General features: G+C 72.0%; 23 protein-coding genes and 1 other RNA gene. 15 read left to right on the top strand and 9 right to left on the bottom strand.

Annotation, left to right across the window (positions count from 1 at the left end):
• Nucleotides 1-20: 20 nt before the first annotated feature.
• From ACSHXC_RS27495 to ACSHXC_RS27465, 7 genes are all read left to right on the top strand, one after another.
• On the top strand, nucleotides 21-1016 hold the full coding sequence (locus ACSHXC_RS27495; protein ID WP_438294152.1) for a heme/hemin ABC transporter substrate-binding protein: 996 nt from the start codon (nucleotides 21-23) through the stop codon (nucleotides 1014-1016).
• Entirely contained in the window at nucleotides 1013-2107 is a 1095-nt protein-coding gene (locus tag ACSHXC_RS27490) for a FecCD family ABC transporter permease (RefSeq protein ID WP_438294151.1), read from the top strand. Before ACSHXC_RS27495 ends, ACSHXC_RS27490 begins: the two co-directional genes overlap by 4 nt.
• Complete coding sequence (locus tag ACSHXC_RS27485; protein ID WP_438294150.1) at nucleotides 2104-2946, top strand: heme ABC transporter ATP-binding protein; 843 nt, start codon at nucleotides 2104-2106, stop codon at nucleotides 2944-2946. The genes ACSHXC_RS27490 and ACSHXC_RS27485 overlap by 4 nt, the downstream gene beginning before the upstream one ends.
• A 119-nt stretch (nucleotides 2947-3065) precedes the next feature.
• A complete protein-coding gene (gene efeO / locus ACSHXC_RS27480) occupies nucleotides 3066-4211 on the top strand; it encodes an iron uptake system protein EfeO (protein WP_438294149.1) in 1146 nt (381 codons plus the stop codon).
• A gap of 26 nt (nucleotides 4212-4237) precedes the next feature.
• The gene (efeB, locus tag ACSHXC_RS27475; protein WP_438294148.1) at nucleotides 4238-5500 is read left to right on the top strand and encodes an iron uptake transporter deferrochelatase/peroxidase subunit; all 1263 of its coding nucleotides are present in this window, start codon (nucleotides 4238-4240) and stop codon (nucleotides 5498-5500) included.
• Nucleotides 5501-5509: 9 nt separating this feature from the next.
• The gene (gene efeU, locus ACSHXC_RS27470; protein ID WP_438294147.1) at nucleotides 5510-6484 is read left to right on the top strand and encodes an iron uptake transporter permease EfeU; all 975 of its coding nucleotides are present in this window, start codon (nucleotides 5510-5512) and stop codon (nucleotides 6482-6484) included.
• Nucleotides 6372-7343, top strand: a complete 972-nt coding sequence (locus ACSHXC_RS27465) for a hypothetical protein (RefSeq protein ID WP_438296867.1) — start codon at nucleotides 6372-6374, stop codon at nucleotides 7341-7343. Before efeU ends, ACSHXC_RS27465 begins: the two co-directional genes overlap by 113 nt.
• A gap of 289 nt (nucleotides 7344-7632) precedes the next feature.
• Here the strand turns inward: ACSHXC_RS27465 and ACSHXC_RS27460 are convergent, their stop codons facing one another.
• Entirely contained in the window at nucleotides 7633-8370 is a 738-nt protein-coding gene (locus ACSHXC_RS27460; protein WP_053723912.1) for a bifunctional DNA primase/polymerase, read from the bottom strand.
• A gap of 315 nt (nucleotides 8371-8685) precedes the next feature.
• On the opposite strand from ACSHXC_RS27460, the gene ddaH reads away from it, so the two are divergent.
• A complete protein-coding gene (gene ddaH, locus ACSHXC_RS27455) occupies nucleotides 8686-9528 on the top strand; it encodes a dimethylargininase (protein ID WP_438294146.1) in 843 nt (280 codons plus the stop codon).
• On the opposite strand, the gene ACSHXC_RS27450 is transcribed toward ddaH, so the two are convergent.
• Complete coding sequence (locus ACSHXC_RS27450; RefSeq protein WP_438296865.1) at nucleotides 9529-10581, bottom strand: small ribosomal subunit Rsm22 family protein; 1053 nt, start codon at nucleotides 10579-10581, stop codon at nucleotides 9529-9531.
• An 18-nt stretch (nucleotides 10582-10599) separates the two neighbouring features.
• Nucleotides 10600-11937 carry a Bcr/CflA family multidrug efflux MFS transporter gene (locus tag ACSHXC_RS27445; protein ID WP_438294145.1) on the bottom strand — a complete coding sequence of 446 codons (1338 nt, stop codon included), beginning with the start codon at nucleotides 11935-11937 and terminating at the stop codon, nucleotides 10600-10602.
• Between the two features lie 182 nt (nucleotides 11938-12119).
• Between ACSHXC_RS27445 and ACSHXC_RS27440 the strand changes: the two genes are divergently transcribed.
• Both ACSHXC_RS27440 and ACSHXC_RS27435 read left to right on the top strand, forming a co-directional pair.
• A complete protein-coding gene (locus tag ACSHXC_RS27440) occupies nucleotides 12120-12890 on the top strand; it encodes an SDR family oxidoreductase (protein WP_438294144.1) in 771 nt (256 codons plus the stop codon).
• Nucleotides 12891-12973: 83 nt separating this feature from the next.
• Entirely contained in the window at nucleotides 12974-13864 is an 891-nt protein-coding gene (locus ACSHXC_RS27435) for a PhzF family phenazine biosynthesis protein (protein WP_438294143.1), read from the top strand.
• Between the two features lie 75 nt (nucleotides 13865-13939).
• Here ACSHXC_RS27435 and ACSHXC_RS27430 read toward each other — a convergent pair whose 3' ends face one another.
• From ACSHXC_RS27430 to ACSHXC_RS27415, 4 genes are all read right to left on the bottom strand, one after another.
• Nucleotides 13940-14263, bottom strand: coding sequence for a nuclear transport factor 2 family protein (locus tag ACSHXC_RS27430; protein ID WP_438294142.1), 324 nt, complete (start codon nucleotides 14261-14263; stop codon nucleotides 13940-13942).
• Nucleotides 14264-14512: 249 nt separating this feature from the next.
• The gene (locus ACSHXC_RS27425) at nucleotides 14513-15775 is read right to left on the bottom strand and encodes a sensor histidine kinase (RefSeq protein WP_438294141.1); all 1263 of its coding nucleotides are present in this window, start codon (nucleotides 15773-15775) and stop codon (nucleotides 14513-14515) included.
• On the bottom strand, nucleotides 15772-16500 hold the full coding sequence (locus ACSHXC_RS27420) for a hypothetical protein (protein ID WP_438294140.1): 729 nt from the start codon (nucleotides 16498-16500) through the stop codon (nucleotides 15772-15774). The genes ACSHXC_RS27425 and ACSHXC_RS27420 overlap by 4 nt, the downstream gene beginning before the upstream one ends.
• Nucleotides 16493-16687 carry a hypothetical protein gene (locus ACSHXC_RS27415; RefSeq protein WP_438294139.1) on the bottom strand — a complete coding sequence of 65 codons (195 nt, stop codon included), beginning with the start codon at nucleotides 16685-16687 and terminating at the stop codon, nucleotides 16493-16495. The genes ACSHXC_RS27420 and ACSHXC_RS27415 overlap by 8 nt, the downstream gene beginning before the upstream one ends.
• Before the next feature lie 464 nt (nucleotides 16688-17151).
• Between ACSHXC_RS27415 and ACSHXC_RS27410 the strand changes: the two genes are divergently transcribed.
• Nucleotides 17152-17829 (top strand): tRNA-dependent cyclodipeptide synthase, encoded by a 678-nt coding sequence (locus ACSHXC_RS27410; protein ID WP_438294138.1) that lies wholly within the window; start codon nucleotides 17152-17154, stop codon nucleotides 17827-17829.
• On the top strand, nucleotides 17826-19052 hold the full coding sequence (locus ACSHXC_RS27405; RefSeq protein WP_438294137.1) for a cytochrome P450: 1227 nt from the start codon (nucleotides 17826-17828) through the stop codon (nucleotides 19050-19052). The genes ACSHXC_RS27410 and ACSHXC_RS27405 overlap by 4 nt, the downstream gene beginning before the upstream one ends.
• A gap of 87 nt (nucleotides 19053-19139) precedes the next feature.
• On the opposite strand, the gene rnpB is transcribed toward ACSHXC_RS27405, so the two are convergent.
• An RNA gene (gene rnpB / locus ACSHXC_RS27400) (RNase P RNA component class A) lies at nucleotides 19140-19544 on the bottom strand.
• 127 nt (nucleotides 19545-19671) lie between these two features.
• Here rnpB and ACSHXC_RS27395 point away from each other — a divergent pair.
• Both ACSHXC_RS27395 and ACSHXC_RS27390 read left to right on the top strand, forming a co-directional pair.
• Nucleotides 19672-20460, top strand: a complete 789-nt coding sequence (locus tag ACSHXC_RS27395) for a MerR family transcriptional regulator (protein WP_438294136.1) — start codon at nucleotides 19672-19674, stop codon at nucleotides 20458-20460.
• Nucleotides 20457-21059 (top strand): hypothetical protein, encoded by a 603-nt coding sequence (locus ACSHXC_RS27390; RefSeq protein WP_438294135.1) that lies wholly within the window; start codon nucleotides 20457-20459, stop codon nucleotides 21057-21059. The genes ACSHXC_RS27395 and ACSHXC_RS27390 overlap by 4 nt, the downstream gene beginning before the upstream one ends.
• Before the next feature lie 6 nt (nucleotides 21060-21065).
• Here the strand turns inward: ACSHXC_RS27390 and ACSHXC_RS27385 are convergent, their stop codons facing one another.
• Nucleotides 21066-22508, bottom strand: a complete 1443-nt coding sequence (locus ACSHXC_RS27385) for an RNB domain-containing ribonuclease (RefSeq protein WP_438294134.1) — start codon at nucleotides 22506-22508, stop codon at nucleotides 21066-21068.
• A 395-nt stretch (nucleotides 22509-22903) separates the two neighbouring features.
• Here ACSHXC_RS27385 and yaaA point away from each other — a divergent pair, with 395 nt between their 5' ends.
• Nucleotides 22904-23704, top strand: coding sequence for a peroxide stress protein YaaA (gene yaaA, locus ACSHXC_RS27380; RefSeq protein ID WP_438294133.1), 801 nt, complete (start codon nucleotides 22904-22906; stop codon nucleotides 23702-23704).
• Nucleotides 23705-23748 lie beyond the last annotated feature (44 nt).

The raw sequence follows: 23748 nt of genomic DNA, 5'->3' as shown, positions 1-23748 counted from the left end.
AGCGAAGGACGGTGCACCCCGTGCGCAGACCAGGACTTCTCGCGGGTGCGCTGCTCTGTGCGCTCGCCCTCACCCTCAGCGGCTGCGGCGGTGGTTCGGGGACGGCCGCCCCGGCCGGCGGGGCGAAGCCGGCCGCGGACCGGGTCGAGCCGCTCGCCGCAACTCCCGTGCCCCACCTGCCCGTCACCGTGAAGTCCGCGGACGGCAAGCAGGTGGAGGTGAGGTCCGTCGACCGGATCGTGCCGCTGACCGGCTCCCTCAGCGAGCTCGTGTTCACACTCGGCCTCGGCAAGCGGGTGGTGGCCCGGGACATCACGGCCACCTTCGAACAGGCCGCGAAGCTGCCGGTGGTGACGCGGGCGCACGACGTGTCGGCCGAGAGCGTCCTCTCCCTGAAGCCGACCCTCGTCCTCGCCGACACCACCACGGGACCGGCCGAGGCGGTCGACCAGATCCGGGCCGCCGGAATCCCGCTGGTCGTGGTCGAGCCCGCGAAGAGCCTCACCGATGTGGGCCGCAGGATCGGCACGGTGGCCGCCGCCCTGGGTGTCCCCGGCGCCGGAGCCGAGCTCAAGTCCCGTACGGATCAAAGAGTTTCGGCGGTACGGGCCACCGCGCCCAAGGACCGGGACAGGCCCCGGGTCGCCTTCCTCTATCTGCGCGGCTCGGCCTCCGTCTATCTGCTCGGCGGGGCGGACTCCGGCGCCGCCTCCCTCATCGAGGCGGCGGGCGGTGTCGACGCGGGCAAGGAGTCGGGCCTGGCCAAGGACTTCACCGCGATCACCAGCGAGGCCCTCGCGAAGGCCGCCCCGGACGCCATCCTCGTGATGAGCAAGGGACTCGAATCCGTGGGCGGCATCGACGGCCTCCTCAAGGTGCCGGGTGTGGCCGAGACTCCGGCGGGCCTCGACCGCCGGGTCGTCTCCGTCGACGACGGCGTCCTGCTTAACTACGGCCCGCGCACCGACCAGGTCCTCAAGTCCCTCGTGGACCAGCTGTACGCGGAGAAGAAGTGACCGCGACGACCGAGGCTCCCGACATCACGGCCGGTCCTCCGCCGCCACCGCAGAGGATGAAATCCATATCAACTCCCGTCCTCCTCACGGCAGTTCTGCTCACCTCCCTTCTTCTGCTCGCCCTTCTGTCCGCCGGGCTCGGGGCGTACCACATCCCGCTCGGCGACGTGCTCGGCTCGGTGCGGCACCGGGCCGGGCTCGGCGGGCAGTCGCTCGGCCGGGTCGGCGAGAGCGTGCTGTGGAACGTGCGGCTCCCCCGTGTCGTGCTCGCGCTGCTCGTCGGCGCCTCGCTCGGCTGCGCGGGCGCGCTCATGCAGGGCGTGTTCGGCAACCCGCTCGCCGAGCCGGGCGTGATCGGGATCTCGGCGGGCGCAGCGGCCGGCGCGGTCGGCTCCATCGCGCTTGGGCTGAACTTCTTCGGCAACTGGACGATCACGTTCTGCGCGTTCACGGCGGGCCTGGTCACGGTCCTGCTCGTGTACGTCATGTCCCGCTCGGGCGGCCGCACCGAGGTCGTCACGCTGATCCTGACCGGCATCGCGGTGAACGCCTTCGCGGGCGCCCTGATCGGCCTGTTCATCTTCTTCGCGGACAACGCGCAGATCTCGCAGATCACTTTCTGGCAGCTGGGATCCCTCGCCCAGGCCACCTGGCCCAAGGTGCTTGCCGTACTGCCGTGCGCGCTGACAGGTCTGGCCGTCGCGCCGCTGTACGCGCGCAGGCTCGACCTCCTCGCGCTCGGTGAACGCCCCGCCCGCCATCTCGGTGTCGATGTCGAGCGGCTGCGGATCGTGCTGGTCCTCGTGGTCGCGCTGCTCACCGCGGCCGCCGTCGCGGTGGCCGGGATCATCACGTTCGTCGGGCTGCTCGTGCCGCATCTGCTGCGCATGGCGGCCGGCCCCGGGCACCGCTTCCTGGTCCCCGGCAGTGCGCTCGGCGGGGCCGTCGTGCTGATGGCGGGCGACCTCGCGGCCCGCACGGTGGCCGCCCCCGCCGAACTGCCGCTCGGCGTGCTGACCGCCCTGCTCGGCAGCCCGTTCTTCTTCTGGCTCCTGCGCAGGACCCGCCGCAAGCAGGGTGGTTGGGCATGAACGCCCTGAAGTCCCTCTTCTCCGTACGCGGCCCACGGGCCCTTCCCGTCCCGCCCGATCCGGGCCACGTAGCCCTGGAGCCAAGCGAGTTGAGGGTGGTGCTGGGCGGGCGGCCCGTGCTCGACGGGGTCGGCCTCCAGGTTCATGCCGGCGAGGTCGTGGCGCTCGTCGGGCCCAATGGGGCCGGGAAGTCGACGCTGCTCGCCGCGCTCGCGGGCGATGTACCCGCGGCCTCGGGGGCCGTACGGATCGACGGGCGGCCGCTCGCGGACTGGCCGGCGCCCGAACTCGCGCTGCGCCGGGCCGTACTGCCGCAGCAGGCTTCGCTCTCCTTCCCCTTCGCGGCCGAGGAGGTCGTCCGGATGGGCCGGGCGCCGTGGGCCGGGACGGTGCGCGAGGACGAGGACGAGGCGGTGGTGGCGGAGGCGATGGCGGCCACCGAGGTGACCGGGTTCGCCGGGCGGCCCTTCGACGCGTTGTCCGGCGGCGAGCGGGCGCGGGTGGCGCTGGCCCGGGTGCTCGCCCAGCGCGCCCCGGTGCTGCTGCTCGACGAGCCGACCGCCGCGCTCGACCTGCGCCACCAGGAGCTGGTCCTTCGGATCTGCCGCGAGCGGGCCCGTGCCGGGGACGCCGTCGTGGTCGTCCTGCACGACCTGGGCCTGGCGGCGGCGTACGCGGACCGGGTCGCCGTGCTGCACGAGGGGCGGATCGCCGCCGAGGGACCTCCCCGCGAGGTGCTCGGCGCGGAGCTGATCGGCCGGGTCTACCGGCAGCCCGTGGAGGTGCTCGCGCATCCCCGCACGGGCACGCCGCTGGTGGTGCCCCGGCGTGATCCGTGACCCGGCCGTGACCGGTGAGAGCTGAATCACGCGCCCCGTGGGTATCGGCAAGGTAAGGCTCGGTTAAGTTAGGTCCGCCTCAGTCGACCTGTCGACCCTGAACCCAGCGTGGAGCCCGCATGCGACCCGTCCGTACCTCCGTAGTCACCGCCGCAGCTGCCGTCGCGGCACTGACCGCCGTCACGGGCTGCGCCGACAAGAGCGACGCCAAGTCGGGCGGCGCCGGTGACGCGATCCAGGTCACCGCCACCGACAGCTCCTGCAAGCTCTCGAAGACGGACTTCCCGGCCGGGCACGTCAAGTTCGACATCGAGAACAAGGGCTCCAAGGTCACCGAGGTCTACCTGCTCTTCCCCGACGACCGCATCGTCGCCGAGCGCGAGAACATAGGCCCCGGCCTGAAGCAGCAGCTCACCGCCGAGGTCAAGGCCGGCTCTTACGAGGTCGCCTGCAAGCCCGGCATGAAGGGCGACGGCATCCGCCAGAAGGTCAACGTCACCGGCGGCACCGCCGTCAAGCGCAACCCGCAGCTGGACACGGCCGTCGCCGAGTACCGCAAGTACGCGCAGGAGCAGGCAGACGAGACGCTGCCCAAGGTGAAGGTCTTCACCGACGCGGTGCGGGCCGGCGACGTGGAGGCCGCCAAGAAGGCGTTCGCCCCCTCGCGCCTCGGCTGGGAGCGCACCGAGCCGGTCGCCGAGTCCTTCGGTGACATCGACCCGAAGACGGACACCCGCGAGGACGGCCTGGAGAAGGGCCAGAAGTGGACCGGCTGGCACCGTCTGGAGAAGTCGCTCTGGGTCGACAACAAGATCGGCCAGGACGAGAAGGACCTCGCCACCGAGCTCGACAAGGACCTGGCGGACTGGCAGAAGCGGGTCGGCACCGCCGAGATCACCCCGACCTCGATGGCCAACGGCGCCAAGGAACTCCTCGACGAGGTCGCCACCGGGAAGATCACCGGTGAGGAGGACCGCTACAGCCACACCGACCTGTCCGACTTCAAGGGCAACGTCGAGGGCGCGCAGAAGGCGTACGAGCTGCTCAAGCCGGTCGCCTCGAAGAACGACGCGGCGCTCACCACCGAGCTGGACAAGCAGTTCGCGGCCCTGAACACGCTGCTCGACAAGTACCGCACGGACAAGAACTCCTACGACTTCACCGCGTACGACAAGGTCGGCGCGGGCGACCGCAAGCAGCTCTCCGACACGGTGAACGCGCTCGCCGAGCCGCTGTCCAAGCTCGCCGCCGCCGTCACGAAGTAACGCCCGGAGCCAGGAGGAGATCCGTCATGAGCGAAACGACCGAGGCCACCGGCCCCGGCAGGGCCCCTTCGCGCCGGGCGCTGCTCGGCTGGGGCGGCGCGGGGCTCGCGCTCGGCGCGGCCGCGGCCGGCGGAGCCGTGGCCGTCGTCAAGGACGGCGGCAGCGACGCGGTGCCCGCCGCCGACACGGGCGCCGCGGTGCCCTTCCACGGCACCCACCAGGCCGGCATAGCCACCGCCGTCCAGGACCGGCTGCACTTCGCCTCGTTCGACGTGACGACGAAGGACCGCGCCGAACTCGTCCGGCTCCTCAAGGACTGGACGGCGGCCGCCGCCGCGATGACCGAGGGCAAGCCGGTCGGCGAGGGCGCCTACGGCGGGCTCGCGGAGGCGCCGCCGGACGACACCGGCGAGGCGCTCGGCCTCAAGCCGTCCCGGCTGACCCTGACCTTCGGCGTCGGGCCCTCCCTCTTCGCCAAGGACCGCTTCGGCCTTGAGGCCAGGCGGCCCGAGGCGCTCGTCGACATCGAGCAGTTCCCCGGCGACAACCTGGACGCGGCGCGCAGCGGCGGCGACCTGTGCGTGCAGGCCTGCGCGGACGACCCGCAGGTAGCGGTGCACGCGATCCGCAACCTGGCCCGCATCGGCATGGGCAAGGTCGCCATCCGCTGGTCGCAGCTCGGCTTCGGCAAGACGTCCTCGACGACGCCGGACGCGCAGACCCCGCGCAACATGATGGGCTTCAAGGACGGCACCCGGAACGTCTCGGGCACCGACGCCAAGGCCCTCGACGACCACGTCTGGGTCGGCGCGAAGGACGGCAGCGACTGGATGACCGGCGGCTCCTACCTGGTGGCCCGCCGCATCCGGATGCACATCGAGACCTGGGACCGCACCTCGCTCCAGGAGCAGGAGGACGTGTTCGGCCGCGACAAGGGCGAGGGCGCCCCGGTCGGCAAGGCCAAGGAGCGCGACGAGCCGTTCCTGAAGGCGATGAAGCCGACCGCGCATGTGCGTCTCGCGCACCCCGACTCCAATGACGGCGTACGGATCCTGCGCCGCGGCTACTCCTTCACGGACGGCACGGACGGCCTCGGCCGCCTGGACGCGGGCCTGTTCTTCCTGGCCTACCAGCGCGACGTGCGCAAGGGCTTCCTGCCCATCCAGCGGAGCCTCGCGCGCCATGACGCGCTCAACGAATACATCCAGCACGTGGGTTCGGCGATTTTCGCGGTCCCGCCGGGCGTCCGCGACAAGGACGACTGGTGGGGCCGGGGACTCTTCGGCTGAGAGGGAGACATGTTCGCCAACTATCTGATCGGCCTGCGCGAGGGGCTAGAGGCAAGCCTGGTCGTCTGCATCCTGGTCGCGTACCTGGTGAAGACCGACCGCCGCGACGCCCTGAAGCCGGTGTGGATCGGCGTGGCGGTGGCCGTCTTCGTGGCGTTCGCGTTCGGCGCCGGGCTCGAATTCGGCTCCCAGGAGATGACGTTCAAGGCCCAGGAGGCGCTCGGCGGTTCGCTGTCGATCGTCGCCGTCGGCCTGGTCACCTGGATGGTCTTCTGGATGCGGCGCACCGCGCGGCACCTGAAGACCGAGCTCCACGGCAAGCTCGACTCGGCGCTGCGCATGGGCACCGGCGCGCTGGTGGCGACCGCGTTCCTCGCGGTCGGCCGGGAGGGCCTGGAGACCGCGCTGTTCGTGTGGACCTCGGTGCACGCCGCCGGTTCCGAGAACGGCACCGTCCAGCCGATGGCCGGCGCCCTCCTGGGCCTCGCCACCGCCGTCTTCCTGGGCTGGCTGTTCTACCGCGGCGCCCTGAAGATCAACTTGGCGAAGTTCTTCACGTGGACCGGCGGCATGCTGGTGGTCGTCGCGGCGGGCGTCCTCGCCTACGGTGTGCACGACCTCCAGGAGGCGGACTTCCTTCCGGGCATCAACTCCCTTGCCTTCGACATCAGTTCGACGATCGAGCCGGACAGCTGGTACGGCACCCTGCTCAAGGGCGTCTTCAACTTCCAGCCCGACCCGACCGTCGTCCAGGTCGTGGTCTGGGTCCTGTACCTGATCCCCACGCTCGCGTTCTTCTTCGCCCCGGTAGGGTTCCGGAAGTCCGTGGGGACTACGAGGGTCGAGGGGCAGAAGGCGGTTCATGAGCAGGGTGAGTCGGCTGACGGCGGGGCTCGCGACGGCGACCGTACTGACGGTGACCGCGAGCGGCTGCGTGACGGTGCACGGGGAGCGGGAAGTCGTACCGTCGGCGACGAAGGCTGAGGCCGCCGAGGCGCTCACCGCGTTCACCGACGCCTACAACAAGGCGGACAAGGCGTACGACCCGGCCCTGGACGCGGGCCGGGTCACCGGCGCGTTCGGCGCCACCACCCAGGCGGGCTTCACGGCGGCACATGTGACGAACCCGGCAGGCAACGCCCGGCACTCGGCGCTGGCCCTGACGGACGCCAGGTACACGATCCCCAAACAGGCCGGCTGGCCGCGCTGGTTCGTCGCCGACACCGACTCCAACCGCGACCAGGACGACAAGGGCCCGAACGACACCCGCTGGCTGCTGCTCTTCATACGCAGCGGCCCCGAGCAGGTGTGGAAGGTGGCCTACCTGTCCATCCTGGGCGTCAAGGACGTCCCCGCCTTCAAGACGGACAAGGACGGCTGGGCCGAGCCGGTACGCCCCGACGACCCCTCGCTCGCGGTCGCCCCCAAGGACCTGAGCGCGGACTACGCCTCCTACCTCCAGGACGGCAGGCCGCCCGTGTTCGCGGCCGGCGAGCACACCAGCGGCTGGCGCGATGCCCGCCAGAAGAACGCGGTACGGTCCGGCCGGATCAGCCAGTTCCTCGACCAGCCCCTGAACGAGGGCGACTTCGCCCCACTGGGCCTGCGCACCACGGACAACCGCGCCCTGGTCTTCTTCACGGCCCGCCACTTCGAGCGCCAGACCGCCGCGAAGGGGGTCCGCCTGGACATCTCCCCCGACGAGAAGGCCCTGCTGACCGGCCAGGTCACATCCTCCCTGACAAGGGAGTGGATCTCGAACGAACTGGCCCTGGTCCCGCCCCAGGGCAAGGTCCTGGTGGCGAACCGGGTGCAGGGGCTTGTGGCACTGAAGGGCGAGTAGCGCTCCGCGGAGGGGTGGGGGACTGATTGCGCAGTTCCCCGCGCCCCTGAACCCGATATCCACCGCGGACCGTGTGTGGCTGGTCGCGCAGTTCCCCGCGCCCCTGGAGGCATGCGGTACGGGCATATCCAGCCTGTCATGGGGGTCCCCCCTGGCCCTTAAGGCCTTGGGGGAGTTTGAGGACGAGCGCCCTTCAGGCGCGAACGGGGTCTGGGGCGGAGCCCCAGGAAACCCGGCTTCCCCCTTTTCCAACCCCCCGGCGGGTTTAGGGAAGGGGCGGGGTGGGGGCCTAGCGGCCCAGGGGCCAGGCTGCTGCGTGGGGGCCCGCATCCCCCGCATACCGCGCACACGCATCCGTCAACGCCTCCAGCAGCGTGAGCGGATCCACCAGCGCATGCTCCGGCCCCCGGACCCACCCCACCTCCAGCTCCCCCGGCAGCCGCGCGGGCGGCACGAGGACGTAGCTCCCCCGGCAGTGCCACCGCAGCCCCGGATGCTCGTCCATCGTCTCGGGGTGACAGTCCAGCTCGCAGGGCCACCACTCGTCCTCGTCCTCGGGCGTACCCCGGGTCGCGGTGAAGAAGAGCATGCGCCCGTGATCGCCGTCACCGGCGGCCTCGGCGACGGGCCCGACGTCGATCCCCTCGGACAGGAGCCGGGCCAGCGCCTCGCGCCCCGCTTCGAGAGGTACGTCGAGCACGTCGTGCACCATGCCGGTCGCGGTGATGAAGTTCGCCTCGGGCTGCCCGAGCGCCCAGCGCTCGATCTGTGCGCGGTCGGTGGTGGACTGCGTCTGCCAGGCGAAGGAAACGGGGTGGCGGGCGGGCGTGGGACACCCCATCCGCTCGCAGGAACACGAGTAGCCGACGGGGTACGCGGCGGGCGCCAGGGGCAGGTCTGCGGCGGCCACGGCCAGCAGCAGGCCGAGCCGGCCCTGGTCCGCGCCCGGAGCGTCCTTGGGCCGCCTGCGCAGCCAGCGGGACAGTTTGCTCTCCTCGCCGCGGGAACGGCCGAACTCAGCGCCCATCTATCCCCTCACCTCACCGTCGACCCCGAGGGACTTTCATCCACTAGGGACTCTTGTCCACGAGGAACATCGTCCCACCATCCTGCTCCCCGGGTGACCGCACCGGACATCCGGGGTGTGTGACATGGCCCGCCCGTGACCATCGGACGGCGTCCATGTGATCGGCACGGGTCGATTCAGCCACCCCCGGCCCCAGGGGTGGGCCCGGGTGAAAAATACCCGGACGGTTCACTGCGCGGACGCCCGTCACGGCGGACCATGGGCTGCACGCGGCCGCGCACTCGCGCGGCCCAAGTCGCCCGTGAGGAGCCTTCATTGCCTCGTGAAGCCCGTGACTTCCGTACGCAGAGAACCGCCCGACCCCGGCGCTATCTGATGTGCCCACCGGCACACTTCAAGGTCACGTACTCCATCAATCCCTGGATGGACCCCGAGAAGCCGGTCGACCTGCCGCTGGCCCTGGCCCAGTGGGAGGACCTGCGCGACCGCTACCGTTCGCTCGGCCACACCGTCGAGTTGCTCGACCCCCGCCCCGAGCTGCCCGACATGGTCTTCGCAGCCAACGGGGCCACTGTGATCGACAACCGGGTCCTTGGCGCCCGCTTCGCGCATCCCGAGCGCGCTGCGGAGGCCGAGGTCCACCTCGACTGGTTCCGGGCGCACGGCTTCACCACCGTCCACGAGCCCTCGCACATCAACGAGGGCGAGGGCGACTTCGCCGTCACCGACTCGTATCTGCTGGCCGGACGCGGTTTCCGGTCCAGCCCGCTCTCGCACGACGAGGCCCAGGAGTTCTTCGGCCGGCCGGTCATCGGGCTCGACCTCGTCGACCCGCGCTACTACCACCTGGACACGGCCCTGTGCGTCCTGGACGACTCGGCCGACGAGATCATGTACTACCCGCCGGCCTTCTCCCCCGGCAGCCGGGCCGTGCTCGCCCGGCTGTTCCCGGACGCGCTGATCGCCGAGGAGCCGGACGCTGCCGCGCTCGGGCTCAACGCGGTGAGCGACGGGCACCACGTCCTGCTCCCCCAGGGTGCGATCGGCCTCTTCGCACCGCTGCGCGCCCGCGGGTACGAGCCGATCGGCATGGACCTGGGCGAGCTGCTCAAGGGCGGCGGCAGCGTGAAGTGCTGCACCCAGGAAATCCGTTCCTGACTAGGAGGGCGACGGTGCGGAGTGGGGCGGCCAGGGGTCGCCCCACTCGGCATCCCGGGCCGCCCGGTACAGCGCCCCGTGCCGCTTGCTGACCGTCTCGCGGCGCAGCTGCTCCTCGGCCGTGCACAGGTCGAGCAGCACCTGCCCCTTGCGGATCTGCGGCCGCCGGATAACCCGGGCCGGGGCGGGTTCGGGGGCGATGGGGGTCCCTCCCCGCCCCTTGAGGGCTTGGGGGATCGTGGCGGCGACGTAGCTGAACTTCTCGTCCTCGTACGCCAGTGAACCGCCCTTGATCTGGCGGTGCAGCGAGGAGCGGCTGACCCGGGCCGAGAAGTGGCACCAGTCGGTGCCGGGCTCGATGGGGCAGGCGGCGCTGTGCGGGCAGGGCGCGGCGACGCGCAGGCCGGCCGCGATGAGCCGGTCGCGCGCCTCGATGATGCGGGCGTAGCCGTCGGGGGTGCCGGGCTCGACGATGACGACGGCGCCGGTCGCTGCCGCGGCTGCCGCATCCACCAGGGTGCGGCGGTCGTCGGGGGTGAGCTCGTTCAGGACGTACGAGACGGTGACGAGGTCGGCGCCTTCCAGGGTGAGGGCCGAGCCGATGCGGGCGCGCTCCCAGCGGGCGGTGCTCAGGCCGGGGAGCCCGGAGGCCTCGGCGAGTTCGCGGCCGATGGCGAGTGCGGGCTCCGCCCAGTCCAGGACGGTGGTGGCCACGGGGGTGTCCGCGTCCTCCCAGGCCTCGGCGACCGCCCAGCTCGCGGCGCCGGTGCCGCCGCCGATGTCGGTGTGCGTGGCGGGCGTCCACGGCCCGGTCGCGTCCCGGAACGCGCCGAGCGCGGAGCGCACCGCCTCGAAGGTGGCGGGCATCCGGTACGCGGCGTAGGCGGCGACGTCGGAGCGGTCGCGCAGCACCGGGGCGTGGGTGGGGACGACGCCGCGGTAGTGGCTGATCAGCCGGTCGACGGCGCCCGCGGCCTGCGAGGGGGGAAGACCGTCGAGCAGTCCGGCGAGCGCCGTGCGCAGGACGTCCGGGACGGGGAGGGAGTGGTTCACCGGGTTCACCGGGGGAGTCTACTTTTGCCGCGCCGGGTCTCCCGCCGCTCGGGACGCCGCGGTGAGGGGCTCGCCCTTGCGCTGCCAGGGCCGGCACAGAAGAAGGAAGCAGAGCAGGGCCGCGACGGCCGAGGCGAGCTGGACGACCGCCATGGGCACGGCCGTCGCCTCGCCCGCGATGCCGACCAGCGGCGATGCGACCGCGCCGACCAGGAACGAGGACGTGCCGAGCAGCGCGGAGGCGGAGCCGGCAGCGTTCGGGGTGCGCATCAGGGCCTGGGCGTTGGTGTTCGGCAGGGCGAGACCCATCGCCGACATCAGCACGAACAGGCCGGCCGCGATCGGCGCGAGGCCCACCTCGCCGAACACGCCGGACGTCATGAGGAGCAGCGCCGTCGCCGCCAGCGTGATCACGACGAGCCCGAAGCCGAGCGCCTTGTCCAGGCTGACCCGGCCGACGAGCAGCTTGCCGTTGATCTGGCCGACGACGACCAGGCCGACGGAGTTCAGGCCGAACAGCAGGGAGAAGGTCTGCGGGGAGGCGCCGTAGATCTCCTGCACCACGAAGGGCGAGGCGGAGATGTAGGCGAAAAGGGCGGCGAAGGCAAGGCCGCCCGCGAGCATGTAGCCGGTGAAGACCCGGTCCTTGAGCAGGCCGCCCATGGTGCGCAGGGCCTCGCCGACGCCGCCGGAGTGCCGCCGGTCCACCGGCAGCGTCTCGTGCAGCCACTTCCCCACGACGGCGGTGAGCAGCACGCCGATCACGGTCAGTACGGCGAAGACGCCGCGCCAGTCGGTGAGCCGCAGCACCTGTCCGCCGATCAGCGGGGCCACCACGGGGGCCACGCTGGAGATCAGCATCAGGGTGGAGAAGAAGCGGGCCATCTCGACCCCGTCGTAGAGGTCGCGCACCACGGCGCGGGCGATCACGATGCCCGCGGCGCCGGCCAGGCCCTGCAACAGCCGGAAGCCGATGAGAAGTTCGACGTCGGGCGCGAAGGCGCAGACCGCGGTGGCCAGGACGTACACGATCATGCCGATGAGCAGCGGCCGGCGGCGGCCCCACTTGTCGCTCATCGGACCGACGACGAGCTGGCCGAGCGCCATGCCGGCCAGGCATGCGGTGAGGGTGAGCTGGACGGTCGCGGCGGGTGAGCGCAGCGCGTCGGTGACCTCCGGCAGGGCCGGCAGGTACATGTCCATGGAGAGCGGCGGGAGCGCGGTGAGCCCGCCGAGCACCAGCGTGACCAGGAGACTCGTGCGGCGCACGGCGGCGGACGCGACGGCACCGGGCGCCTTCGCGTCGGCGGTGGTCGATATGTGGCCCTGGGTGTCCTGGCCGCCGCACTCCGGCATCGCTTTCACTCCTGAAAGTTGAATCGAATAACCATGTTCTCAGCCGGACCCGGGTGACGGGACCACCCGGGAGGAACGGGAAAGGAGGGACGGGTCACACGGCTCCCCCATGAGTGGCGGGCGGCTCCCACATCACGGACGAGCCGTCTCACGCACGGGCCGCTCCCGTACGCTCCGGGCTCATGGACATCACCTCGCCAAAGCCCCAGAAGTCTGCCGTCGTGACCGGTGCCGGGTCCGGCATCGGCCGTTCCGTGGCCCTCGCGCTGGCCGGCGCGGGCTGGTCGGTGGCCCTGGCCGGGCGCCGCACCGAGGCCCTGGAGGAGACCGCGGCGCTGGCCGGCGAGGGCGCCGACGTGCTCTGCGTCCGTACGGATGTGACCTCGCCGGACGAGGTCGGCGCGCTGTTCGCCGCGACCCGGGACGCGTACGGACGGGTGGACCTGCTGTTCAACAACGCGGGGACGTTCGGGCCCGGCGGGGTGCCGGTCGAGGACCTGTCGTACGAGACGTGGCGCTCGGTGGTCGACGTGAACCTGAACGGCGCGTTCCTGTGCGCACAGGCGGCGTTCCGGGCGATGAAGGAGCAGGATCCGCAGGGCGGCCGGATCATCAACAACGGCTCGATCTCGGCGCACGCCCCGCGCCCGAACTCGGTGGCGTACACGGCGACGAAGCACGCGATGACGGGGCTCACCAAGTCGCTGTCCCTGGACGGGCGCCGGTACCGGATCGCGGTCGGGCAGATCGACATCGGCAACGCGGCGACCGAGATGACGCAGCGCATGCAGACCGGGATCCCGCAGGCCAACGGGGAGCTGGCGGTGGAGCCGGTGATGGACGCGGCGGATGTGGCGCGGACGGTGCTGCACATGGCGGAGCTGCCGCTTGAGGCGAACATCCAGTTCGCGACGGTGCTGGCCACGGCGATGCCGTACATCGGCCGGGGCTGAGTCCGACCCGCCCCGCGTCGGCCGGGGCCGAGCCGTCCCCGGGTGGCCGGAATAGGCGGTCCAGTACGGCAGTTGAGGCGATCATGACGAACGACGCGCAGCCCGACGCCCAGCCCGAGATCCTCCGCTACACCGCCTTCTCCGCCGACCCCGCCGGGGGCAATCCGGCCGGGGTCGTCCTGGACGCCTCGGGGCTCGACGACGCCGGGATGCTGGCGATCGCGGCCGAGCTCGGCTACAGCGAGTCGGCGTTCCTGACGGCGCCGCCGGAGGGGCTCGGCGAGCCGGGGCGGGCGTTTACGCTGCGGTTCTTCAGCCCGAAGGCGGAGGTGCCGTTCTGCGGGCACGCCACCGTGGCGACGGCGATCGCGCTGGGCGAGCGGATCGGCACCGGGGAGCTGACCTTCGCGACCCCGGCCGGTACGGTCCCGGTGACCGTCGCCGAGGACACGGCGGGCGGCGGTCTGCGCGCCACGCTGACCAGCGTCGAGCCGCACTCGGAGACCGTCGCCGAGAAGGACCTCGCCGAGGCGCTGGCCGCCCTCGACTGGCCGGCCGAGGATCTCGACGCCGCGATCGTGCCCCGGATCGCCTTCGCCGGAGCCCGCCATCTCGTCCTCGGCGCGGCCACCCGCGAGCGCCTCGCGGACCTCTCCTACGACTTCGACCGGCTCACGGCCCTGATGCACCGCCTGGACCTCACCACCGTCCAACTGGTGTGGCGCGCCTCGGAATCGGTCTTCCACGTCCGCGACCCGTTCCCGGTCGGCGGGGTCGTCGAGGACCCGGCGACGGGTGCGGCGGCGGCCGCGTTCGGTGCGTACGCGCGTGAACTCGGCCTGGTCGCCGAGGAGTCGGAGCTGACACTCCATCAGGGCAAGGACCTCGGGCGCCCCGGCGTGCTCACCGTGACGCTGCGCGCGGGCGACGCGCGGGTACGGGTGAGCGGCGCGGGTGCGCGTATCCGGGCGTGACGTGGTGACCGGGGCGGGCTCGGTCCTGCCCCGGTCTCGCGCGGGTGCCCGCATCCCCGCCCGACCCGGGGCGGCTCAGGCCTGCCCGGTCTCGAAGCGGCTGACCTTGCCTCCGTCGACGGTGAAGCGCCAGGAGGTGCGCATCTCGCCCCACGTGTCGTTGCGGTAATTGGCGACCAGGCCGAGCCCGTCGTGCGTCTGCTTCTCGATGTCCATGTGGCCGCCGGAGGAGAAGATCTCGCGCTCGGTCCAGTCGGCCACGTCGCGGTCCGCACCGTCGTCGGACATAGTGGCCCCGGGTGTCAGGGCGGCGGCGAAGGCCTGGCGGTCACCGGAGTTGAGCGCGCCGACGAAGGCGCGGACGGCCGGTTCGGTCAGCTTGTCGAGGGCGATGGTCACGGTCTGCCTCTCCCGGTCGGTACGAAACGATTCACTCCCCAGGACACCCCACGTCGGCTCGGTACGCCACCGGTGCGCTGCCGGATGGCACCGTGAGCGCATGGACGACGCCACTTTGCAGGGTGGGCTGGTATTCATCCGCGGGCCGGTGAGGGCTGAGCGCGCAGTTCCCCGCGCCCCTGTAGGGGACCCAGCACTCCCGGTCGCGCCCACGCGGCGGAGCCGCACATGTCACAGCCCCGCGCCCCTTCAGGGCACCGCTGGGAGGCGCAGGGTTGTCACTGCGCCTCCCGTCGTGGCATTGGAGAAGCGCAGGTCGATGCCCAGGACCTCTGCCTGGCCGACCGCGATCGTGAGGCCGAGCCCGTGGCCCCTTCCGCGGCCGGGGTCGCCGGTGCGGAAGCGTTGGGGGCCGCGGTCGATCAGTTCGGCGGGGTAGCCGGGGCCGTGGTCGCGGATCTCGACGACCGGGCCGTTCACCGTGAGGCTCACCGGGGGCGCCCCGTGCCGGTGGGCGTTCACGACGAGGTTGGCGATGATCCGGTCGAGCCGGCGCCGGTCGGTGCGTACGGTCGCATCGCGTACGACGTGGACCGCGCAGTCCAGCGCCGTGGCGCGGACCGCGCGCTCCGCCAGCGGGCCCAACTCGTGCTCGGCGAGCTCGGGTTCCTCGGCGCCCGCGTCGAGGCGGGAGATCTCCAGGAGGTCCTCGGTGAGGGTGTGCAGCGCCTTGAGCCGGTCGTTGATCATCTCCTTGGGGCGGCCCTCCGGCAGCAGCCCGGCGGCGGCCAGCATCCCGGTGAGCGGGGTGCGCAGCTCGTGCGCGACATCGGCGGTGAAGCGCTTCTCCGACTCCAGGCGGCGCTGCAGGGAGGCGGCCATCGAGTCCAGGGCGACGGCGACCGCCGTCACCGCGTCGCGTTCGGCGGCCTTGCCCCCGGGCGGGATGCCGGTGCGCACATCGAGGTCGCCCTCGGTGATCCGGCGCGCGACGGTGGCCGTATGGCGCAGCCGCCGGCTGATCCGCCCGGCGAAATAGGTCCCGGCCAGCGTGACGCTGCCCGCCGCGAGCAGCGCGGAGCCCAGGATCGCGGTGTCCATCTGGCGCAGGTGGTCACGGGTGCTCGCGTACGGGATGGACACCGCGAGGACGTGCCCGCCGGCCGGGGCGGCTGCCCACATGACCGCCTCGCCGTCCTGCTCGCCGACCATCAGCCCGCGCTCGCCGCTCATCGCCAACTTCCGCAACGCGCCCGGGAGTTGGACCGGGTCGAGAATGGCGGCGTGCCCGCCGGTGGTCTCGGTGCCGTACGCGTACTCCTTGAGCGCGGCGTCCAGGCTCTGCCGCGCCTCCTTGCGGACCTCGTCCACCCGCTGCCGGGTCAGCACGTTGTGCACGAGGACGCCGAGGATCGCGGCGACGGCGCAGGCCACCCCGGCCACGGTGAGCACGATCTTCCAGCGCAGGCCGTACGTCCAGCCCGGCCGCAGCCGCTCCTGCCAGGCCGTCACGAGGGGCCACCGGGTGTGGGCGACGGCGTGACGCAGGGGACGCCGGAGGTCTGCTTGAGGGCGCGGCAGGTGTCGAGCTTGAGCTCGATGAGGGCCATCATCCGGCCGTCCCAGCCGTAGTGCGAGACGTACACGAACCGGTCGTTGGAGGTGGGTTCGCGGATGGCGAGGTGCCCGGCGGCGAGTTCGACGCCTTCGAGGACCGCACGCCGCGAGAAGACGCGGGTGACGACGCCGTCCACCACGCGGTAGACCCGCATCTCGCTCGCCCGGCCGTCGATGTCGACGGCGGTGATCAGCTCGGCCCGCCCGTCGTCGGTCAGATCCCGCAGCACCGGCTCGCGCACCCCGCACTCGGCAGCCCGGACGCAGCCCGCGACACGCTCGGCGGCCCGGCGGTCCACGAGCCGGCCGGTGCCCTGGTCCTCGCGCTCGGTGGCGGTGAGGTCGGCCTTGACGACGGCGAGCGGGTCGGTGTCCCGCATGTCGCCGGAGGCCACCTTCGCGATGCCGGGCACGGCGAAGGGCCGGCCGCGCTGCTGCTCGGGGCCGGCCGGGGAGGGCCGGGCCTGCGGCCACAGCGGTTCGGGCGGAGCCACGCTCGCCGCCGGCCCGTCGCGGTGCAGCCCCTCCATGTCCGCGCAGCCCGTCAGCACGGCGGCGAGGCAGCCGGCCAGGAGGAGCCGTCGCGTGCGGCGGCGGTCGGGGCCCGCGCGCTCAGCCAAGCTGTCCCAGCATGCCGGTGACGGAGTTGAGCGCGGTGTGCAGCGAAGGGGCGACCGTCGTATCGGCGAGATAGAACCCGAACCCGGCGCAGATGAGCGCGTGGGAGATTTTCGTGCCGCCCCTGCGGCAGAGGAAGAAGGCGCCCGCTGCGAGCGCCAGCATCACGGGAAAGTGAAAGGAAGGCACGGCGTTTCACCTCGTGTGTCCCCGAGCCGAACTGTGCGGCACCCCCGCCGCCTCGACTGGCGCGCGGGCTTCCGGCCGGTACCGCAGATCACGCTACGACCGCGGATCCCGTTCCGCCACACGGAGGATGAGCGAGTGGTTGCATGGGGTGATCCGGGCAGGTGGGAGGGGGTGTGATGGCGTGAGGCCGCAGGACGGAAGGCGGGTACCCCGGCGGCAGGCGGAAGGCGTGGGTCACCGGCGGGCGGAGGGGTGTCGCCGCCCCAGGGGTCCGCGCGGCAGGTCGGGATCTCGCCAACCGAGCCACGAAATCCGAAGATGACTGGCTGGTAGGGATAGATCAACAGGCTGTCATCGCGCTAGCGTCGGTCCCGCGTCGCCACACCCAGGGCATCGGGCCCTGCTGGGACTAGCGGCGCCAGGGGAAATTGACGTTGACGACTGCCATAACTGGCGTTTTCGCCGTGCGCCCGTACACCCCCCACTGCCAGGTGATCCACGATGAGGGCGACCACGCCGTCATCGGCATCTCGTCCGGCAACGGCTACTTCACGCACGAGCGCGTTCTCGACCTCGCCAACTGGGGTCTGGAGCACTTCCGTCAGGTCGATCTGATCTGGACGGACATGCATGTCGCCGAGATGTTCGAAGCCCTCGGCTATCCGCCGGTGGAGGCACAGCGCAAGGCGGTGAAGAACCTCCGTGGTGTCCGCGCCAAAGTGACCGGCGCCGTGGGATTCCTCGACCCCGAGGGGAAGCGCCTGCGCGGACGCCCCATGTCCGCGCTCCTCGAAATCCCCGCGTACCAGCGCATCCGTACCCGGCTCGACGACCTGCTGACCGCGGATCCCGAGTTCCGCGAGGTCTGTGATCAGCTCGCCGCGCGCTTCCTCGCCGGCAAGCTGAACGGGCAGCCGCCCACCGACCGGCAGCGCGAGGTGTGCATCAAGTACGTCTGCGCCGAGGTGCCGCTGTTCCTCGACACCCCGGCCATCCTCGACGTTCCCAGCTCCCTCAACTGCTACCACCAGGCACTCCCCCTCGCGGAGCTGCTCTACGCGCGGGGCTACGGGCTGCGCGCCTCCCGCAACCAGGGCCACGCCATCATCAACCCCGCCGACACCCAGGAGCAGCCCGCATGACCACCGCCCTCGACCCCACCGCGCCGGGCTGCCCCGTGGACCACGACCACCTGACGCGGTTCCCGTTCGACGCCAACGGCACCGCCCTGCCTCCCCAGATCGCGCATCTTCTGGCCCATGAGCCGGTCAAGAAGGTGCGCACCATAGCCGGAGCGGAAGCGTGGCTGGTGTCTTCCTATCCGCTGTGCCGTCAGGTCCTTGACGACGACCGGTATTCGCTCGCCGAGACCTCCGCGCCCGGTGCGCCCCGGCAGTACGCCCTGACGATCCCGCCCGAGGTCGTCAACAACATGGGCAACATCACCGGCGCGGGACTCCGCAAAGCGGTGATGAAGGCCCTGAACCCCAAGTCGCCGGGACTGGAGGACTGGCTGTACGAGCGCGCCCGCCACCTCGCCGACCGCCTGATGACCGCCGGCGCGCCCGGTGATCTGCGGTACGACTTCACCGTGCCGTACTCCACGGCGCTGCACACCTACATCCTCGGCATCCCCGAGGCCGACTCCGGGAAGCTGTACGACTCGCTGCACGTCGCTTTCATGAACTCCCCGCGTGAGATCCCCGCCGCGGCGATGAACTGGGACCGCGACATGGCGCACATGGTGCGGCGCCTCAACGACCCGGAGACCGGCGGCCTGTTGGGCGAGCTCGCGGCCCTGCGCGACGACCCCGACTACGCGCACCTCACGGACGAGATGCTCGCCACGGTCGGCGTCACCATGTTCGGCGCCGGGGTCATCTCCGTCATGGGGTTCCTCACCATGGCGATCGTCTCCCTCATCCAGCACCCCGAACTCAAGGCCCGGCTCGTGGCCGACCGGTCCCTGATTCCGGCTGCGGTGGACGAGCTGCTGCGCATCAACCTGTCCATCGCCGACGGGCTGCCGCGCATCGCGACGCAGACCATGCTGCTCGGCGACGTCGAGATCCAGCAGGGGGAACTGGTCCTCGTCCTGGTCGAGGCCGCCAACCACGACCCGCAGGAGTTCGAGGACCCGCACACCGTGCGCCTGGACCGCCCCAACGCGAACGGTCACCTGTCGTTCGGCGGCGGCGGCCACTACTGCCCCGCGACCGCCCTCGGCAAGCGCCACGCACAGATCGCCATCGAGGTGCTGCTCGACCGGATGCCCGGACTCGACCTCGCCGTCCCCATCGAACAGCTCGTGTGGCGCACCGGCTTCATGAAGCGCATCCCCGAACGGCTGCCCGTCCTGTGGTGACCGGCCCCCGCTGAACCGCCGCACAGCCACAAAAAGGCCCCTGACCTGGCATTTTACCTGGTCAGGGGCCTCTGTCGAGAGTGGCGACAGACGAGTCGGGCATATACGCCGGGTTCTGTACCCCGGGACCTCGCGGTCGTCGGGGCGACGGCCATCCATCTAGGACCGGCGTTGCCGCCGGCCTCGTGCGGTCTACCCGCGGACTCGGGCAGGCTGCCCTCGATCGTCCGCGCAGAGCCGCGTTTCACGGCGGCTCCTCTTGACCTTGCTCCGGGTGGGGTTTACCTAGCCGCCTGAGTCACCTCAGGCGCTGGTGGTCTCTTACACCACCGTTTCACCCTTACCCGGGACCGAAATCCCGGGCGGTCTGTTCTCTGTGGCACTGTCCCGCGGGTTACCCCGGGTGGCCGTTAGCCACCACCCTGCCTTGTGGAGCCCGGACGTTCCTCGGGAAGATCCGGAGGATCTCCACGCGGCCGTCCGCCCGGCTCGTCTGCCGTGCCGACCATGCTACCCGGCGCGGGGTGCCGGAACGGCCGCCGCCCTCGTACGAAGCGATCAAGGACGACCGGACGACCGGGCTTGACCCTGCCGCAGCGTCAACGTTTCTACTGGAGGCATGCGGATCTCGGAGATCGCCGCGCTGGTAGGGGTGACCACGCGGGCCGTCAGGCACTACCACCACCTCGGCCTCCTGCCGGAACCGGCCCGGCTTGCCAACGGCTACCGGCAGTACTCGGTGCGGGACGCCGTCGCACTCGCCCGCATCCGCCGGCTGACCGAGCTGGGCCTCGGCCTCGACGAGGTGCGGGACGTGATCGCCGACGACGCCGGGCACGAACTGGTCGACGTACTGGGCGAGCTGGACGCAGACCTGGCCCGTCAGGAGGCGGAGATCCGGGCCCGCCGCGCCCGCCTGGCCACGCTGCTCGCCCGTGCGAGACAGGGCCGTCTGACGACCGATGACGAGCTCTCCCCCGAACTGGCCGACTTCTTCGCCGAGTTGGGCACGCGGGAGACCCCTTCGCCGATGGCCGCCAGGGACCGCGAGCTGCTCGCCCTCATGGAGACCGCCGCGGACCCCGAGGAGCGGGACCGGCTGATGGCCGCCGTACGGTCCACGGCCGCCGCGCCGGGCGCCGCCGAGCGGGTGCACGAGGTGTACGCCCTGCTCGACGCGCTGGCCGACGCCGACCCGGCGGACCCCCGGGTGGACGAGGCCGCGCGAGCCCTCGCCGACTGCCTCCCGCCCGAGCTGACGGCGCAGATCGCGGCGACCACGTCACCGGCCGACCAGACCTTCCTCAAGGCCTTCCTCGCCGACTTCGCGCCCGCCCAGGCGGAAGCGGTCCGGCGGGCGATGCTGATCGTTTCGGAGAAGGCGGAGAAGGGCGGGGTGGCGGAATGACACGCGGCTTCCTCCCGGACCCGGTCCGCCGACTGGCCGCGCACGAGGCGCGGGTGCTGAAGAGCTTCGGGCTGTGGATCGCCCGGAGGCAGCACCAAGTGCAGCCGGGAGACCGTGCGTTCGGGTACGCGAGCCCGCAGGCGGCGACCGTGTACGGGCTGACCTTCGTGTGCCTGGTCGAGACGATCGGGATGTCCTTCCTGGTCCGCGACTGGCCGGCCGTGCACGCGGTCCTGCTGGTGCTGGACCTGTACACGGTGATCCTGGTCCTCGGCATGCAGGCCGCGGCCGTGACCCGGCCGCACGTCCTGACCGCGGACACACTGCGGCTGCGCGCGGGCGCCCACGTGGACCTGGTCATCCCGCTGGACCGAATAGCCCGAATCCGCAGGGAGTTGAAGTTCCAGGGCGCGGGCGGGACGGTGCCGGGCGACGTCCTGGAACTGCCCGTCGGCTCCCAGACCTCCCTGACGGTGGAGCTGACCGAGCCCGTCACCCACGTACAACTCCTGGGAAAGCGGCGCGAGGTGACGGTCGTACGGTTCCACGCGGACGAGTCGGGCGAGCTGGCGAAGGCGCTGACGGCGGCGGTCGCCTAGCGGGCCTCAGGCAGGGGCGAACAGGATCTTCGTGGTGCATGGGTCGGCCTGGGTCAGGCGGACCCTGAGGCGCTCGCCGAGCGGGAGCGGCTTGTCGCCGCCCTCGATGCGGGCCACCACCGCCGGGTCGGCCAAGTGGACGGTGCCGACGGCCGGTTGCTGTTCCTTCACGTCGACGACCGTCGCGTCGAACACCTCGCCCACCCGGTCCTTGAGCAGCGCCGCCTCGACGATGTCCACGCACTCGCGCTCCACGGTGTTGGCCCGGCTCGTGCCCCGAGCCATCTCCTTGGGGAGCTCCGCCAGCGCGGTGGCGACCCACTCGGGCGGGTCCTGGCCCGCCACCGCGGCGAGGCAGAGCTCACCGGCGTACCGGTCGACGAGGCGGCGCAGCGGGGCCGTGCAGTGGGTGTACGGGGCGGCCACCGCGGCGTGGACGGCGAGCTCGGGCTCGGCGTGGCCGGTGAACACGGTGTACCCGGCCCCGCGCAGCAGCGTCGTGCACTCCTGGAGGAAGGCGGCGTGGTTCGGCTCGCGCGGGTCGAGGGAGCGGACGACGGCGGCGTACGGGACGTGGTGCGGCCAGTCGATGTGCAGCGCCTTCGCCGAGCGGCGCAGCCTCGCGACCGCGCCGTCCGGGGCGCTGGGCAGGGTGCGCAGGATTCCGGTGCCGTACGCCAGCATCAGCTGGGCGCCGGCGATGCCGGTGAGCAGGGAGATCTGGGCGTTCCAGCCGTCGGCGGGCAGCGGGGCGCGGTAGGTGAGGTCGTAGCGGTGGTCGTGCTCGACGATCTCCTGCTCGGGGACGTTGAGGGAGATGCCGCCGCGGGCGACTTCCTGCTGTTCGCGCAGGGCGCCGATGTCGCGGAGCAGGGCGAGGGACTCGGGTGCGGTGCCGGTGTCGATCTGCTTCTGGACGCCCTCGTAGTCGAGTTTGGCCCGGCTGCGGACCAGGGCGCGGCGTACGTCGGTGGCGGTGGTCGCGCCGTCGGCGTCGAGATCGATCTGCCAGAGCAGGGCCGGGCGGGTCCGGTCCGGGAGCAGGCTCGCGGCGCCCTCGGAGAGGAGGGCGGGGTGCAGGGGGGTCTTCTCGTCGGGGAAGTAGAGGGTGGTCACGCGGCGGTGCGCCTCGGCGTCCAGGGCGCCGCCCGGGGTGACGAACGCGGCGACGTCGGCGATCGCGTAGTGCACCCGGTATCCGCCGCCCGGCCTGCGCTCCAAGTGCATGGCCTGGTCGAGGTCGGTGGAGGTGGGCGGGTCGATGGTGAAGAACTCGATGCCGGTCGCGTCGTGGGCGGGAAGGCGGGGCGCGGCGGCCGCGCGCTCCGCCTCGGCGATGACGTCGGCCGGAAACTCCGGAGGGACGTCGAGCGCGGTACGCAGCGCGGCGAGCGCGGCCCGCAGCGGGGCCTCCGCTGCGCCGGTCACGTGCAGGTGGCGGCGGGGCATGCCCCGAGCGTACGAGGGGGTGGGGGGTGGGGCATGTTTTCCCTTGCCGCGCGCTTCGGGGGCGGTTATTCGGGTGTGGGCCCGCCGGGGCTTCGCGCAGTTCCCCGCGCCCTTGAAGGGCGCCCAGCACTGCCGGTCGCTCCCCCATCGCGGCGGAGCCGCAAATGTCCCAGCCCCGCGCCCCTGGCAGGGTTGGTGCTGGCCCGCATCGGGGCATTTCAGCCTGTCCGGCGATTGAGGACGAGCGCCCTTCAGGCGCGAACGGGGTCTGGGGCGGAGCCCCAGGGGCCTTCAACCCCCTGCGGGGAAGGGCCGGCCGGGGCGGGTGCGGGCCAGGGTTACTCTGGCGCGAGGGGCCGCACCCCCTCCCCGTACGTACAAGAAGGAGAATCGCCGTGCTGGTGCTGTTGCCGCCCTCCGAAGGAAAGGCCGCTTCGGGGCGCGGGGTGCCCCTGAAGGCGGAGTCGCTGTCGCTGCCGGGGCTCGCCGAGGCCCGCGCGGCCGTGCTCGACGAGCTCGTCGAGCTGTGCGTCGGTGACGAGGACAAGGCCCGCGAGGTGCTCGGGCTCAGCGAGGGCCTGCGCGGCGAGGTCGCCAAGAACGTCGAGCTGCGCACCGCGGGCACCCGCCCGGCCGGCGAGATCTACACCGGCGTCCTGTACGACGCCCTCGACCTGGCCACCCTGGACGCCGCCGCCAAGCGCCGCGCGGCGCAGGCGCTGCTCGTCTTCTCGGGGCTGTGGGGCGCCGTCCACACCGGCGACCGGATTCCCTCCTACCGCTGCTCGATGGGCGTGAAGCTGCCGGGCCTGGGCGCGCTCGGGGCGTACTGGCGGACCGTGATGGACCCGGTCATGACGGAGGCCGCGGGCGAGGGCCTGGTCCTGGACCTGCGCTCCTCCGCGTACGCCGCCGCCTGGAAGCCGAAGGGCGCCGTCGCGGGCCGCACGGCCACCGTGCGGGTGCTGCACTCCCAGATCGTCGACGGCGTGGAGAAGCGGTCGGTCGTCAGCCACTTCAACAAGGCGACGAAGGGCCGGCTCGTACGCGACCTCCTCACCGCCGGGGCCGACCCGGCCGACCCCGCCGGGCTTGTGACGGCGCTGCGCGACCTCGGCTACGTGGTCGAGGGCGAGCCGCCAGCCAAGGCGGGCCGCGCCTGGTCCCTGGACGTGGTCGTGACGCAGATTCACTAGCCCGGAGCGACATCCATTGCAGCATGCGCAACGCGCGTTGCACG

It is taken from the genome of Streptomyces sp. HUAS TT7 (assembly GCF_051550175.1).
In the GTDB taxonomy this organism is placed as follows: Bacteria; Actinomycetota; Actinomycetes; order Streptomycetales; family Streptomycetaceae; genus Streptomyces.
Note: the sequence above shows the minus strand (reverse complement) of the source record. Positions and strands in the feature narration are given on the sequence as shown.

What these genes read in the sequence shown, in the direction of transcription:
- ACSHXC_RS27485 (WP_438294150.1), top strand. Translation starts at nt 2,104, where the DNA reads ATGAACGCCCTGAAGTCCCTCTTCTCCGTACGCGGCCCACGGGCCCTT.
- efeO (WP_438294149.1), top strand. Translation starts at nt 3,066, where the DNA reads ATGCGACCCGTCCGTACCTCCGTAGTCACCGCCGCAGCTGCCGTCGCG.
- efeB (WP_438294148.1), top strand. Translation starts at nt 4,238, where the DNA reads ATGAGCGAAACGACCGAGGCCACCGGCCCCGGCAGGGCCCCTTCGCGC.
- efeU (WP_438294147.1), top strand. Translation starts at nt 5,510, where the DNA reads ATGTTCGCCAACTATCTGATCGGCCTGCGCGAGGGGCTAGAGGCAAGC.
- ACSHXC_RS27460 (WP_053723912.1), bottom strand. Translation starts at nt 8,370, where the DNA reads ATGGGCGCTGAGTTCGGCCGTTCCCGCGGCGAGGAGAGCAAACTGTCC.
- ACSHXC_RS27445 (WP_438294145.1), bottom strand. Translation starts at nt 11,937, where the DNA reads ATGCCGGAGTGCGGCGGCCAGGACACCCAGGGCCACATATCGACCACC.
- ACSHXC_RS27440 (WP_438294144.1), top strand. Translation starts at nt 12,120, where the DNA reads ATGGACATCACCTCGCCAAAGCCCCAGAAGTCTGCCGTCGTGACCGGT.
- ACSHXC_RS27435 (WP_438294143.1), top strand. Translation starts at nt 12,974, where the DNA reads ATGACGAACGACGCGCAGCCCGACGCCCAGCCCGAGATCCTCCGCTAC.
- ACSHXC_RS27405 (WP_438294137.1), top strand. Translation starts at nt 17,826, where the DNA reads ATGACCACCGCCCTCGACCCCACCGCGCCGGGCTGCCCCGTGGACCAC.
- ACSHXC_RS27395 (WP_438294136.1), top strand. Translation starts at nt 19,672, where the DNA reads ATGCGGATCTCGGAGATCGCCGCGCTGGTAGGGGTGACCACGCGGGCC.
- ACSHXC_RS27390 (WP_438294135.1), top strand. Translation starts at nt 20,457, where the DNA reads ATGACACGCGGCTTCCTCCCGGACCCGGTCCGCCGACTGGCCGCGCAC.
- ACSHXC_RS27385 (WP_438294134.1), bottom strand. Translation starts at nt 22,508, where the DNA reads ATGCCCCGCCGCCACCTGCACGTGACCGGCGCAGCGGAGGCCCCGCTG.